This is a genomic window from Massilia aurea, from assembly GCF_040790145.1.
Lineage (GTDB): Bacteria > Pseudomonadota > Gammaproteobacteria > Burkholderiales > Burkholderiaceae_D > Telluria > Telluria aurea_C.
In genome coordinates, this window is the sequence record NZ_JBFMMP010000001.1 from 556240 (window position 1) to 569651 (window position 13412).

Annotated in this window: 12 protein-coding genes; 3 read left to right on the plus strand and 9 right to left on the minus strand. The window is 66.1% G+C overall.

Going from position 1 to position 13412, the window contains the following annotated elements; all coding sequences use genetic code 11:
* Positions 1-60 precede the first annotated feature (60 nt).
* The 5 genes from AB2N08_RS02370 to AB2N08_RS02390 form a co-directional block, all read right to left on the minus strand.
* On the minus strand, positions 61-1005 hold the full coding sequence (locus tag AB2N08_RS02370) for a LysR family transcriptional regulator (RefSeq protein ID WP_367608998.1): 945 nt from the start codon (positions 1003-1005) through the stop codon (positions 61-63).
* Positions 1006-1056: 51 nt separating this feature from the next.
* A complete protein-coding gene (locus tag AB2N08_RS02375; RefSeq protein WP_367608999.1) occupies positions 1057-2016 on the minus strand; it encodes a chemotaxis protein in 960 nt (319 codons plus the stop codon).
* Between the two features lie 480 nt (positions 2017-2496).
* Positions 2497-4275, minus strand: coding sequence for an alkaline phosphatase D family protein (locus tag AB2N08_RS02380; RefSeq protein ID WP_367609000.1), 1779 nt, complete (start codon positions 4273-4275; stop codon positions 2497-2499).
* A gap of 87 nt (positions 4276-4362) precedes the next feature.
* Positions 4363-6777, minus strand: coding sequence for a DNA polymerase II (locus tag AB2N08_RS02385; RefSeq protein ID WP_367609001.1), 2415 nt, complete (start codon positions 6775-6777; stop codon positions 4363-4365).
* A 1-nt stretch (position 6778) separates the two neighbouring features.
* Positions 6779-7567: a ferritin-like domain-containing protein gene (locus AB2N08_RS02390; protein ID WP_367609002.1), complete on the minus strand. Its 789-nt coding sequence runs from the start codon at positions 7565-7567 to the stop codon at positions 6779-6781.
* A 116-nt stretch (positions 7568-7683) separates the two neighbouring features.
* Between AB2N08_RS02390 and AB2N08_RS02395 the strand changes: the two genes are divergently transcribed.
* Positions 7684-8061, plus strand: a complete 378-nt coding sequence (locus AB2N08_RS02395) for a hypothetical protein (protein WP_367609003.1) — start codon at positions 7684-7686, stop codon at positions 8059-8061.
* A 12-nt stretch (positions 8062-8073) separates the two neighbouring features.
* Here the strand turns inward: AB2N08_RS02395 and AB2N08_RS02400 are convergent, their stop codons facing one another.
* The 3 genes from AB2N08_RS02400 to AB2N08_RS02410 form a co-directional block, all read right to left on the minus strand.
* A complete protein-coding gene (locus AB2N08_RS02400) occupies positions 8074-8874 on the minus strand; it encodes a LytR/AlgR family response regulator transcription factor (RefSeq protein ID WP_367609004.1) in 801 nt (266 codons plus the stop codon).
* Complete coding sequence (locus AB2N08_RS02405; protein WP_367609005.1) at positions 8871-9974, minus strand: sensor histidine kinase; 1104 nt, start codon at positions 9972-9974, stop codon at positions 8871-8873. Before AB2N08_RS02405 ends, AB2N08_RS02400 begins: the two co-directional genes overlap by 4 nt.
* A 123-nt stretch (positions 9975-10097) precedes the next feature.
* Positions 10098-10346 (minus strand): hypothetical protein, encoded by a 249-nt coding sequence (locus tag AB2N08_RS02410; RefSeq protein ID WP_367609006.1) that lies wholly within the window; start codon positions 10344-10346, stop codon positions 10098-10100.
* On the opposite strand from AB2N08_RS02410, the gene AB2N08_RS02415 reads away from it, so the two are divergent.
* Both AB2N08_RS02415 and AB2N08_RS02420 read left to right on the plus strand, forming a co-directional pair.
* On the plus strand, positions 10338-11789 hold the full coding sequence (locus AB2N08_RS02415; protein ID WP_367609007.1) for a M28 family peptidase: 1452 nt from the start codon (positions 10338-10340) through the stop codon (positions 11787-11789). The genes AB2N08_RS02410 and AB2N08_RS02415 overlap by 9 nt on opposite strands.
* Complete coding sequence (locus AB2N08_RS02420; RefSeq protein ID WP_367609008.1) at positions 11789-12505, plus strand: MOSC domain-containing protein; 717 nt, start codon at positions 11789-11791, stop codon at positions 12503-12505. The genes AB2N08_RS02415 and AB2N08_RS02420 overlap by 1 nt, the downstream gene beginning before the upstream one ends.
* Here AB2N08_RS02420 and AB2N08_RS02425 read toward each other — a convergent pair.
* Positions 12444-13403 (minus strand): DMT family transporter, encoded by a 960-nt coding sequence (locus AB2N08_RS02425; protein WP_367609009.1) that lies wholly within the window; start codon positions 13401-13403, stop codon positions 12444-12446. The genes AB2N08_RS02420 and AB2N08_RS02425 overlap by 62 nt on opposite strands.
* Positions 13404-13412: the final 9 nt, after the last annotated feature.

The window sequence follows — 13412 nt, forward strand, 5'->3', positions numbered from 1 at the left end:
GGAGAGGCCGAAGCTTACGTGGTCTGGACTATTGAAGCCATGCCGTAACCGGCATGCAGGTCATGCGGATTCTGCATGACCTGCATGCGGCTTGGCGTCCGAGGCCAGCAACGTGGCATGCGCGAACTCGCGCAGCCACTGGTTCGCCGGATCGCGGTGGCTGCGCTCGTGCCAGTACAACGCCAGTTGCAGCGGCGGCAGCTCGATCGGCAGGCGCGCCAGCACCAGGCCCAGGTCGCGCGCCAGCGGCTGGGCCAGTCGCAGCGGAATGGTGGCGATGGCGTCGGTATGCAGTGCAATGTGGGCCGCCGACGTAAAACTCGGCACATGGCACAGGATGCGCGCCGGTTCGAGCAGGCTTTCGAGCTTGCGCGTGACGGCGCCGTTGTGGTGACTGGTGTGTTCCATCTCGATCAGCACATGGCGGTGCGTCAGGTAGCCATCGAGATCGAGGTTGCCCGCGCACGGATGGCCAGGCCGCATGACGCACGCGTACTCGTCGTCCCACAGCTTGCGCCGGCGGATATTGTTGACCAGTTGTGGAAAGCGGCCGATGGCCAGGTCGATGTGACCGCGTTCAAGCTGCGCCTCGATCGAGCCGGGATCGATGTGCACGCAGCGCAGTTGCAGGCCGCTGGCGCCATTGTCCAGGCGCGCCAGGCCACCGAGCAGCTGCGGCAGGATATTCACGACGGCGCCATCGACCATGTACAGGCCGAACGAGCGGTTGGCGGTGAGCGGATCGAAGACGGCCGGGCCGCCCTCGAGCTGGCGCGCCGCGTCGAGCACGGCGGCGATCGGCGCGGCCAGCGCCAGGGCGCGCGTGGTGGCCACCATGCGCTGGCCGGTGCGCACGAACAGCGGGTCGCCGAAGTGGATGCGCAACCTGGCCAGCGCGCGGCTGACTGTGGGCTGGCTCATGCCGAGCAGTTCGGCGGTGCGGGTCAGGCTGCCCTCGCGCAGCAGGCTGTCGAGGATCAGCAATTGGGACAGGTCGGGAATCACGGCCGCATCATAGCATCGGGCCGCGTGCGGCGTGACTCCCCGGGGGCTGGCTTAACCGCCCAGCACCTTGCGCAGGGTGCGCGACAGGTCTTCGGCCGAGAACTTGGCCACATACGCGTCGGCCCGCACGTTCTTGACGTGTTCTTCGTTCGTGGTGCCCGACAGCGACGAGTGGATCACCACCGGCAGGTTGCCGAAACGCTGGCTCGACTTGATGTTGCGGGTCAGCGTGAAGCCGTCCATCTCGGGCATCTCGAGGTCGGTCAGCACCATCGCGACGCGGTCGTACACCGTGCGGCCTTCGGCTTCGGCGGCGGCGGCGATCGCGCCCAGCTGGTCCCAGGCTTCCTTGCCGCTCTTGGTCATGATGTACGGCAGGCCCATGGCGTCCAGGCCCTGCTCGATCAGCGCGCGCGCGACGACCGAATCGTCGGCCGCCAGGATGATGGTGCCCGGCTTGATCGTGATCTTGCTGCCCACGGCCTGCGACAGGTCCTGGCGGTCTTGCTCGGGGTTCAGGCGGCGCAGGATGGTCTCCACGTCGAGCACCTGGGCCAGGCGGGCCGGCTGGCCGTCGGCTTCCGGCAGGCGCGCGATACTGGTGACCATGCCGGTGCCCGCAGTGTTCTCGGCCGTCATGACCTGGCTCCAGTCGAGGCGGACGATCTCTTCGACGCTCTCGACGGCAAACGCCTGCGTGGTGCGCGCGAATTCGGTGACCAGCATGATGTTCAGGCCCGTCTTGGGCGTGACGCCGGTGATGCCCGGCAGGTCGAGCACCTGGATGATCTGGCCGCGCAGATTGACCACGCCCAGCACGTGCTGCGGCGCGCCGGCCACGGCGGTGATCTCGGGCATCGCGACGATTTCGCGAATCTTGAAGACGTTGATGCCGAACAGCTCGTTGTGATTGCCCTGCGCGTCGCCACCGAGGCGGAACAGCAGCAATTCAAACTTGTTCGTCCCCGTCAGGTTGCTGCGCTCATCGACTTCTTGTTGTACCGATTTCATGACCTATCCTGTAAATATAATGCTGTCCGGAAACCATTGTAGAACGGCCGCCGGCGCTTGGGTCAGTACAGGCCGCAAGCGCAGCCGATTTAGTGCGGGTCAGTGCGAAAAAACCACGGATTGTCACGCCCGGCCGCAATCGCTGCCATACAGTCAACGTGCCATTCTTCGTTCTCATGACAAGAATACACCCGCCCCTGCGGCTACACCACACCGAACGCGTAGCGGACGCCGATGATGAAGAACACCGCCAGCGTCTTGGCAAGGGTGGCAAGGACGATCAGATCGGTATAAGGAGTGCCGGCGGTTTGTGATGGTGTAACAGCCAGCTTGTGCCGGCAACATCGACCTACCCTCGTCGTTCCCGCGGAGGCGGGAACCCAAGTAGCTTGCGCAGCCACAGCGCTGGCAAGCTTGGGTTCCAGCCTGCGCTGGAACGACGGCTTTACCGCTGGCAATGGAACCGTTGGTGCGGGGTGCTCAAGCCACGTTATCCTCGACGCGCGGCAAATTCGACCCTGCCGCCACCGTGATCCGCGTCCGCTTGGCCAGCGGCGCCGTAGGCGCCGCGCCATTCGCCTCGAGCGGTTTTACCTTGTTGAACATGACCGTAAACGACGTCGCCGTGACGGTCGCCACTGCATAGCCCTGAGCATCGTGATCGGCATACGCAAAGGCCGGATTGTTCGCCCGCAGCACCCCATCGAACCCCTGCGGCGTGGCCACCAGCGGCGCCAGCGGCGTGCTGCCCGCCCCCGCGCGCAGGTACTGGTAGAACGACGAACTCGAAATCCCGGCGCTGACGAAGTCCACCGCCACCGCGCGGCCCGTGGCCGGATCGTTGTTGTCGTAGATGGTGCCGGCCTGGAACGCGTGCAGGTCGCCCGTGATCGCCACCACGTTTTTCACGTCGTTCGTGCGCAGATGGCCCAGCAGCTCGGCGCGGTATGACGGGAAACCATCCCAGCCATCGGCATTGACGATGTACAGATTGTTGTATGGCGCCGGCGCCAGCGCGCGCATGTCGAGCCACATGCGGTTGAGCGTGACCTCGTTGCCCCACACTTTCCAGGTCGCGGTCGATGCCCTCATGGTGTCTTTCCACCACTGCGTCTGCGTTGGCCCGAGCAGGCCGGGATTGCGCCCCAGCGCGGCCCTGGCGCCGGCTTCGAACTGCGCCAGCAGTGGTTGCGGCACGAAGTAGCGCGAGCCGATCGAATTTTCGCCATTCACCGGATCGCCCTGCAGCAGCTGGGCGTAGGCCGCTTCGCTGACCACGTGATCGTCCCGGTACAGGCGCTGGTCGGTCATCACCAGGTGCATCAGCGTACCGAAGCGGAAGTCGCGGTAGATGCGGATATTGTCGTAGCCTGCCTTGTTCAGGTCGAACGACACGTCGCCCCAGTCGACCGGCATGTACTCGGCCCAGGCCTGCGTCGCATTGCGGCGGCGCGACGTTTCCTGCACATTGGCGTTGCTGTAGGTTTGGTGGTCTTGCCAGCAGTCGTCCGAGAATTCGTGGTCGTCCCAGATCACGATCATCGGGCACTTGGCGTGCAGCGCCTGCAGGCGCGCATCGCCCCGGTAGGTGCGGTACAGCGTGCGGTAATCAAGCAGCGTATTGGCGTAACGCGCGCCGCCAGCCATCGTGATCCCGTCCGGCAGCCGGATCGCCCCGTGGCCCGGCTCGGCGCGCCCGCTCTGGAACGCCGCGCCGACGGTCTCGTAGACGTAGTCGCCCAGGTGCACGATGAAGTCCAGTTCCTCGCCCGCCATCATCCCCATCGCGGCCCAGTGGTTCACGCTCCAGTCCTGGCACGTCATCCAGGCGAAGCGCAGTTGCGCCGGCGTGCTGTTCGCGGCAGGCGCCGTGCGCGCCTGGCCGACCGGGCTGATGTCGGCGCCGACCCGAAAGCGATAGTGGTAGCGCGTGGCCGGCGCCAGGTTCGTGAGCTTGGCGCGCACCGTGTGGTCGTAGTCTGGCAGCGCGCGCAGGTCGACGATGCCGGCGATCTGGGTAAAGCCCGCGTCGAGCGCGACCTCAAGGCGCAGGTCCACCGGCGCGTTGCCGGCCTTGGGAACGCAGCGCGTCCAGAACACGATGCTGCCTTCTTTCGGGTCGCCGCTGGCCACGCCGAGCGGGAACGTGAAGCTGCCTTGCGGCGCATCGTCGCCCGAACCGCCACAGGCGGCGAGCAGGCCGTTGGCGCTGGCGACGGTAAAGTAGGCGCTACTGCGTAAAAAACTGCGACGGTCCACGGTGATCCCCTGATGTTGTTGTACCGACAGTCTAGCCAGGCGATATGTCGGCGCAGTGACATGGGTAGCGGCATGGGCAGCAGCGGGCTAGAACAAGGCGCCCTGGGGGCTGGTGAGATGCCGGGTGAGGTTTGCAAAGCTGTCGCCCAAAAACGGCAGGATGGCGTCGGCGATGGGTTCGAGCTGGCGCGTCAGGTAATGGTCGTAGTCGATCGGCGCGCGCCGCACCTCCATCGGTTCGGGGCCGGCGAGCGTCATCACGTAACGGATCCAGCCGCCCTTGCGGTACAGCGCGTGGCGGCCGTTGCGCACGTGGTGTTCGTCGGCCATGCGCGCGGCGCGCACGTGCGGCGGCACGTTGCGCTCGTAGTCGTCGAGCGCGCGGCGCAGGCGCTTGCGGTAGACCAAGTCGTCGTCGCACTCGCCACGCAGCATGCGCGCCACCAGCTCGCGCACGAACGCTTCGTACGGCTCGCCCTTGAAGATGCGTTCGTACAGGCCCTGCTGGAACTGCTGCGCCAGCGGGGTCCAGTCGCTGCGCACCGTCTCCAGGCCCTTGTAGACCATCTCTTCACCGCCATCGATCGTGGCGGCGAGGCCGGCGTAGCGCTTCTTGCTGCCCTCGTCCGAACCGCGCACGGTCGGCATCAGGAAACGCCGGAAGTGCACGTCGTATTCAAGCTCCAGCGCGCTGTCGATGCCCAGCTCTGTGCGCAGGTGCTCGCGCCACCAGCCGTTCACGTGATCCACCAATGTGCGCCCGATGCGCCGCGCATCCTCTTCCGCATGCGCACTGCCGAGCCAGACGAAGGTCGAATCGGTGTCGCCATAGATCACCTGGTAGCCCTGGGCCTCGATCAGCGCGCGTGTGCGGTGCATGATGTCGTGGCCGCGCATCGTGATCGATGACGCCAGGCGCGGGTCGAAAAAGCGGCAGCCGGTCGTGCCCAGCACGCCGTAGAATGCGTTCATGATGATTTTCAGGGCCTGCGACAGCGGCGCGTTCTGCGCTTTCTTGGCTGCTTCCCGGCCCACCCAGACTTGCGTGACGATGTTGGGCAGGCAGTGGCGGGTGCGTGAAAAACGCCCGCCCCGGTAGCCGGGCACGGTGGTGTCTTCGGGTTCGCGCAGACCCTCGATCAGGCCCAGCGGATCGATCAGGAAGGTGCGGATAATGGACGGGTACAGGCTTTTGTAGTCCAGCACCAGCACCGAGTCGTACAGGCCCGAACGCGAATCCATCACGAAACCGCCCGGGCTGTCGGCGCCTTCGACATCGCCGATATTCGGCGCCACCCGGCCCTGGCGGTGCAGCAGCGGCATGTACAGGTGCTCGAACGCGGCCACCGAGCCGCCGCTGCGATCGGCCGCCAGCCCCGTCACGCTGGCCCTCTCGAGCAGGAACGCCAGCAGCTTCGTCTTGTCGAAAATGCGGGTCACCAGCTCGCAATCCTTCACGTTGTAGTAGGCCAGCGCCGGCTTGTCCTCGTTGAACATGCGGTCGATCTCGGCCATGCGGTCGTGCGGGTTGTCGATCGCCTTGCCTTCGCCCAGCAGCGTGCGCGAGACATTCTCGAGACTGAACGACGGAAAAGTCCAGGTGGCCGAGTGCAGCGCGTCGATGCCGTCGATGACCAGGCGCCCGGCGATGCAGATGAAGTAGTGCTCCTGACCGCCGCCGCGGTTTCCGCCGCGATTTCCGCCAACTTCGCGCCATTCGATCGCGCTGCCATCGCGCCCCAGGCACAGCGGGCGCTTCATGCCCTCGGCATGCCGCTGCAGCACGCGCATGTCGAATTGAATCACGTTCCAGCCGATGATCGCGTCCGGGTCGTGCTCGATGAACCAGGCCTCCATGCGGTCGAGCAGCTCGCGCCGCGTACTGCAGTATTCGAGATCGAAATCGCGCGCGCCATCGACGCCATTGGGCGGGCCGAGCATGTACACCTGGCGCTGCCCGCAGCCTTCCAGCGCGATCGAGCGCAGTTCGCCCTGGAAGGTGGTCTCGATATCGAGCGACACGGTGCGGATCGTCGGCCGGTAGCCGGGCGCCGGCTTCATCACGCCGTCGACCAGCAGCAGCGGATTGCCCTCGACTGCACGGCCGGCAAACGTCACGGGCGCGGTGACGAAGCGCTCCATCAGGTAGCGTTCGGGCGGGCGCACGTCGGCCTCGAAGACGTCCAGGCCATGCTGGCGCAGGCGCTTTTCAATGCGCATCAGCTGGCGATACTTGCGGCAGTACAGGCCCGCCACGGGCCGGTGCTGGAAGTCGAGCAGCTCGAGCGGCCGTAACTCCCAGCCGCGTTCATCCTGCAGCAGTGTTTCGACGGTCGCGCGTTGCTCTTCCGGGATGAACGCGACCGGCGTTTGCACCGGAATCCGCACGCAGCGCGGGCCGGCATCGGTGGCGAGCCAGAATTCGACTTCACAGCCAGCAGCCGTGTCGCGCCAGTGGCGCGTCAACAGGAAGCCGCTGCCCTCCGGCGCAACCGTGTCCATATCAGCGATAACGTGCCAGCTCGGCCTCGGAAAAGCCCGCCGCGCGCCGCCCTTCGATATTAAATGGGCCCTTCAGTACGGGCGCCTTGTAACGCACCGTCAGCTCGTCGTAGGTCGCGATCGGCTCGAGGCCGCGCGCCAGGCACAGGTCGAGGTACCAGCGGTTGCCGATCTCGACGTGCCCCACTTCGTCGACCAGCAGGCGGTCGAGGATCAGCGCCGCCGCCAGGTCGCCGGCCTGCGCGATCTTCTTGCGCAGCGGCGGAATCGCATCCAGCCCCCGCGCCTCGAGCGTGCGCGGCACCAGCGCCATGCGCGCCAGCACGTCGTCGCTCGTCTTGGCGACCATCTCCCACAGGCTGTCGTGACCAGGAAAATCGCCGTAGGCGTAACCGAGCGTGCCCAGATGATCGCTGAGCATCGTGAAATGCAGCGCCTCTTCGTCGGCCACGAGCAACCAGTCGCGATAATACTGGCCTGGCATGCCGTCGAAGCGCCACAGCGCGTCCAGCGCGAGATTGACGGCGTTGAATTCGATGTGCGCCAGCGCGTGCACCAGCATCGCGCGGCCCTCCGGCGTGCCCATCGAGCGGCGCCCCACTTGCAGCGGCGGCACCAGTTCGGGCCGCGCCGGCCGGCCCGGGATACCGGCCGGCGCCGCCATCACGGCGTGGGTATCGATGCGGACCTTGCCGTCTTTGGATGCGGCAGACAGCGCGGCGACTGCCCTGGCTTTGGCGGCGGGGTCGGTTTCGAGCAGTGCGTGCAGCGCGGCGGCGCGGAGTTCCATGGTGTGACCTGTTGAAGCGAGAGCCGCATTTTACTCAATCTGCCATCGTTGATGGTTACCAACCCGTTTTCAAGCACCACATGTCAGACTCGGGCGTTCACAATCGTCCCCGACCCATGACGCGCCTCCATTCACTCCCCTTTTTGGCAGCTGCCTTGTTCGCTGGATGCGGACAATCGGTTGGTGACCAGGCCCGCAAACTGGGCAATCGTGCGTTCACGCCACAGGCATGGGCCGCTGCGACCGATGTGCAACGCGGCGCCATGACCGCGTCGCTGTTAAAGACACAGGCGATGACGCACTTACATCGGAAGGACGTCGAATCATTGCTGGGCCGCCCGACGGGCTACTATAATTACGACACCAATCCCGCCTATGTCGTCGGTCCGGCCACTGTGGAGAGCATCTACGCACACGGCTATTTACTGGTACTCGAGACAAGCAAGAATGATGGCAAGGTCAAGCGCGTATTCTTCGTACCCGAAGTCCAGTGACGATGTTTCGCCCTACATCTGCCTGAACAAATGCGCATACACCGGACTGACACGCGGCTTTTCCGGCCGGCCGCGCAGCGTGAGCATCACCTTGCCCAGGTCATCCCGCCCCGCGCTCGTCACGCAGGCCATGTTCACCACCGTGCTGCGGCTCACCTGGCGAAATAGCGTCCCGTCGATCTGCGGCAGCAGTTCCTTCAGCGGCACCCGGATCAGCGCTTCGGCGTCGGCCGTGACGACATTCACATACTTGTCGATCGCCTGGAAGAACACGACATCGGTCACCGGAATCATGCGCACCGCGTTGCCCACCGCCGCCCGTATCGTGCTCAAGCGTTCGACCGGTGCGGCCGCCGGGGCCAGCGCCTGCAATTGCCCCAACAGCCGCGCCAACGCGTCCGGCGCCAGCGCATTTGGCGCCGATACTGCGCGCGCCTCGAACACCCCGCGCAGGCGCTCGACCGTCTTGCCCAGCCGTGCGCTGCTGACCGGCTTGAGCACATAGTCGAACGCCGCATGCTCGAACGCCTGCACCGCGTAATCGTCGAAGGCCGTCACGAAGACGATGTGCGGAAACGGCGCCGGCCCTTCCCAGCGTTCGGCCAGCTCTTCGGCCGCTTCGAGGCCCGTCTGGCCTGGCATGCGGATGTCCAGGAACAGCACGTCCGGCCGGAGCAGCAAGGTCTGTTCGACAGCGGCCAGGCCATTCGGCGCAGTGGCGACAATGTCGAGGTCGGGCCACAGCCCTTGCAGTGTCCTGGCCAGGGTGGCAGCGAGGATCGGTTCATCTTCGGCGATCAGGGCGCGTGTCATTGTTCGAACTCCAATGGAAGGGTCAATCGGGCCAGCGTACCGTGCGGATGCGCCGCGTTCAAGGCAAGCGCGGCGCGCTCGCCATACAGCGCGTCGAGGCGTTCACGCGTGGTCGTCACGCCGACACCGCCACCGCCACCGCCGCCAACTGGCGCACGGACCTGGTCGAGACCCAGGCCGGTGTCGCGTACCTCGATCGCCAAAGTTTCGCCGTCGAGCGCCGCGCTGATGGTGATGTCGCCGCCTTCGACCTTCGGCTCCACGCCGTGCACGATCGCATTCTCGACCAGCGGCTGCAACAGCATCGTGGGCAGGCGCGCCTTGCGCAATGCCGGCGGCAGGTCGAGACGATAGCGCAGGCGCTCGCCCATGCGCACGCCCATCAGCCCCAGATAGGCCTGCATGGCGGCGAACTCCTGTTCCAGCGTCGTCGATTCGCTGCGCGAGACACTCAGCGTGGCGCGCAGATACTGGATCAGCTGGTCGAGCATGTCGCTGGCCCGCGCCGGATCGAGCGCAATCAGGCCTTGCAGATTGGCCAGCGTATTGAACAGCATGTGCGGCTCGATCTGCGCTTGCAGCAAGCGCAGTTGCGCCTGCAGCGCCTGGCGTTCGATGACCTCGGCGCGCAGCTGCGAGGCGGCCTGCTCCTCTTGTGCGCGCCGTACGCGTTCGCGGTTCATGATCAGCACGACCATCAGCGTCGTGCCAAGGAAGGTGAAGACGATCATGCTGATGCGGTCGGCCGACGGATACTCGGCCAGCGTGGGCGTGCGAATGCCGAGGATCAGTCCGGCCGTGTACAGCCCGGTGAAATGGGCAATCGGCGCGGCCAGCACCGCCAGTGCGCCAAACGCGGCCCATTCGCGCAACCGCCACCCCGCACGCTCGGGAAGCAGTTGGCGACCGCCAAACACGATGGCGAAAGCCACGATGCCGATCAGGACCGACACCAGCAGGTTCTCGAGGAAGCGCCCGGTGACCAGGCTGATGAAGCCTGCCAGCAGTGCGCTGATGCCGATCGACAGCGGCAATTCGGTCAGCAAGCGGCGCAGGCGCGAGCGCGGTGCGCTCTGGATCGGTTGGATGATGCTGGCCATGCTGACTCACCTCCCTGTCATGACAATCACGAACACCATTGTGCCGAGCAGCCCCGCCGGCGGCAAGCGCCGGTGCGACGAAATGGAGAATGATGGGCGTGAACCCGGCCTTGTGGCCCGCCATCATGCCGTCTTGAGCGTCAGCTTGCGCGTCGTGCGCCGTACGCCGGGCAAGGCTGACCTGTGAGTGGCTTCATCAAAAACCAGGTTCAGGTTCATCAGCACGGGCGCATTCAGTTCGGCGGGCAGCGCCGCCACATCGCGCTTGCCGTCAATGATGTTGATCGCCGCGCATATCCAGGTTGACCCGGTTCGCCCCGCCATGTCATATTGCCATTTTTGCCAATCCAGGAAAGTCTTCGCATGCGTCACCTTGCCTCCGCGCTGTCCATTTCCATCGCTCTCGCCCTGACCGGGTGCGCAACATCCGCCCAGGCGCCCACCGATGCGCTGACGGCGCGCATCTCGGCCGATTCGCTGCGCGGCCACCTGTCGTTCCTGTCATCCGACCTGCTCGAAGGCCGCGGCACGCCATCGCGCGGCGTCGACCTGGCGGCCGAGTACATCGCGGCGCAGTTCCGCCGCGCGGGGCTCGAAGCGGCGGGCGACGACGGCTACTTCCAGACCGCGAACTGGCAGTATGCCAGGCGCAGCGAGCAAGATATCGCCTTGACCATCACGGCGGGCGGCAAGTCCATGAACATCACCGGCACGGGTGCCTCGGCCAACTTCGTCGACCCGGTCACGCTGGCCAGGACGCCTGCCGTCTACATGACCTGGCAGGCGGCGCTGGACGACCCGGGCGCGGCCAATGGCAAGGTGCTGGTGGTGCCGGCGGCCGCGATTCCCGGCGCAGGTGCCGCGCTGCAGGCCAAGCTGAAAAGCAAGCCGGCGCTGATCGTGCTGATCGACCGCGAACGGCGCCAGGCCCGCACGCAAGGCGGCTGGCTGATCGACCCGAGCGTCCCGGTTGTCAAATCAGGCGCGCCGGTTGTTTTGCTGCACGCGCCCGATGCCGCTGCGGCGCTGGAACAAGGCGGCGCCAGCGTGGTCGCGAAGATCGTCGCGCCAGAGATCGCGCCGACCAAATTGCGTAACGTGATCGGCGTGCTGCGTGGCTCGGACCCGGCGCTCAAAAGCACTTACGTGATGCTCAGCGCGCATTACGACCACCTGGGCATCCGCGATGGCGAGATTTTCAACGGCGCCAATGACGACGGCAGCGGCACGGTGTCAGTGATCGAGATCGCCGCCAGCATGGCGGCGCAGAAGGAACGGCCGCGCCGCAGCATCGTGTTCGTCGCGCTGTTCGGCGAAGAACTGGGCCTGCTCGGTTCGCGCTATTACGCGAAACATCCCGTGTTCCCGTTGAAGGACACCGTGATGAACCTGAACCTCGAGCAGCTTGGCCGCACCGATGACAGCGAAGGCCCGCAGGTCAGTTCGGCGACCATGACCGGCTTTGACTATTCGACCGTCGGCACGACGCTGCAACGCGCGGGCGAGCGCACCGGCATCCGCTTCTGGAAGCATCCGACCAATAGCGACCGTTACTTTGCACGCAGCGACAACCAGGCGCTGGCCGATGCCGGCGTGCCGGCCCACACGCTGTGCGTGGCGTTCGGCTTCCCGGATTACCATGGCAAGGACGACACCTGGGACAAGATCGACTACGACAACCTGGCGCGCGTGAACCGCATGATCGCCGTGGCGCTGCAGGACATCGCCAACGATCCGGTCAAGCCGGCGTGGACGAATGTGCCCAACGCCGCCAAGTACCGCGAGGCGGCGGCGGCGCTGCAAGCGGCAAAATAGTGATTGCCGGCCTGTCGATCCGGCCGGCCGGCACGAGCGCGCCGCAGGCGGTCGACCGGCTGACGCTCGTTGCCGGCGAAGGGATCGATGGCGATCGCCACCGCGATCCGGTCTCGCCGCGCCAACTGCTACTGGCGAGCCAGGCCACCTACGCCGACCTCGCACTGGCGCCGCACGCGCTGCGCGAGAACATCCTGTTCGACATGCCCATCGACGATCTGCCGTCCGGCACCGTGCTGCAGATCGGCGCCGAGGCGCAGGTGCGGCTGATGTTCGTGTGTGAAGCCTGCGGCCGGCTCGACCTGCATGGCGCGCGCCTGGGGGCCCGCATCGGCGCGCGGCGCGGCGTGCTGGCGCGCGTCGTGCGAGGTGGCGTGATCCGGATTGGCGATACAGTGCGTGGCATTGGCCAGTTGCTGCCCGCCTGGTCGATCGACTGGCATGAGCGCGTCAGGCAGGTCATCGATGCGATGCCGCTCGAGACCGTGATCGACTACGCGCTGCTGGCGCGCCTGGCCGGTATACAGACGACCTATTGCCGCGCCTTCCCTCGCCTGCTTGCCTCGCTCGGTCCGGCCTACGCGGCCAGGGCGATCGCGGCGCGGGCCATCTCGCCCCTGCCCCGCTGGGATGGCTGCGGCCTGTTCGACGCTGTCACACCGATGCCGACACCGGCTTGCGCGCCACCGGCAGTACCGCCGGTGGGTTCGGCTTGAGCCGCGTTACCCCCAGGATCACCAGCGCCAGTCCGCCCAGTTGGAACACCGACAGCGGCTCGTCCAGCAGCAGCCACGAAGCGAACACCGTCAAGACCGGGCCGAGGTTCCCCAGCGCCGCCGTCTGCGATGCGCCCAATCGTGCAATCGCCAGCGACAGCCAGTAGATCGGCACCACGGTCGATACCACGGCCATCAGACCGCCATTGAGCCAGACCGCAGGCGGCAGCGTCGCCAGGGCAGCGGGATTGCCGGCCAGTGCGTAATGCAGCAATACGAAAAAGCAGGATGCGCTGCCCGCCAGCCCTGCCATGCGCATCGAACCGATCCGCCCGACGACGGCGCCAGTGCCGACGAAGTACAGCGCGTAGGCCACGGCGCTGGCAAACACCCACGCCGCACCGGTCAGGAGTGCGCCGCTCATGCCGGTAACCTGCAGGTCGTGCACGAAGCCGACGCCGAGGCCCAGATAGCAGATGCCCAGCGCCTGCAAGGTGCGGTTGGACGGGCGCTGTCTGGTCAGGCAGACCTGGAACAGCAGCACCAGCGTCGGATACAGGTACAGGATCAGGCGTTCCAGCCCGGCCGTGATGGTTTCAAGTCCGTAGAAGTCGAACAGGCTGGCCAGGTAATAGCCGAAGAACCCCAGCGTGGCAATGTGCAGCCAGTCCTTCGCCGTCAAGGCTGTCGCCTTCGGATCGCGCGCCAGCCAGGCCAGGCCGAGGAACAGCGGCAGCGCGAAACCCATGCGCAGCGCCAGCATTGTCAGTGCGTCGACCGGCGCGGCCGCATACCCCAGCTTGACGAAGACCGCTTTCATGCTCATGCCTGTCGCGGCAAGAATTGCATACAGCCGCCCGTCGCGCGCCCAGCGGCGCAGCCATGTCACATCGCTCATCACAGTCAC

What these genes read in the sequence shown, in the direction of transcription:
- AB2N08_RS02375 (WP_367608999.1), bottom strand. Translation starts at nt 2,016, where the DNA reads ATGAAATCGGTACAACAAGAAGTCGATGAGCGCAGCAACCTGACGGGG.
- AB2N08_RS02385 (WP_367609001.1), bottom strand. Translation starts at nt 6,777, where the DNA reads ATGGACACGGTTGCGCCGGAGGGCAGCGGCTTCCTGTTGACGCGCCAC.
- AB2N08_RS02390 (WP_367609002.1), bottom strand. Translation starts at nt 7,567, where the DNA reads ATGGAACTCCGCGCCGCCGCGCTGCACGCACTGCTCGAAACCGACCCC.
- AB2N08_RS02395 (WP_367609003.1), top strand. Translation starts at nt 7,684, where the DNA reads ATGACGCGCCTCCATTCACTCCCCTTTTTGGCAGCTGCCTTGTTCGCT.
- AB2N08_RS02400 (WP_367609004.1), bottom strand. Translation starts at nt 8,874, where the DNA reads ATGACACGCGCCCTGATCGCCGAAGATGAACCGATCCTCGCTGCCACC.
- AB2N08_RS02405 (WP_367609005.1), bottom strand. Translation starts at nt 9,974, where the DNA reads ATGGCCAGCATCATCCAACCGATCCAGAGCGCACCGCGCTCGCGCCTG.
- AB2N08_RS02415 (WP_367609007.1), top strand. Translation starts at nt 10,338, where the DNA reads ATGCGTCACCTTGCCTCCGCGCTGTCCATTTCCATCGCTCTCGCCCTG.
- AB2N08_RS02425 (WP_367609009.1), bottom strand. Translation starts at nt 13,403, where the DNA reads ATGAGCGATGTGACATGGCTGCGCCGCTGGGCGCGCGACGGGCGGCTG.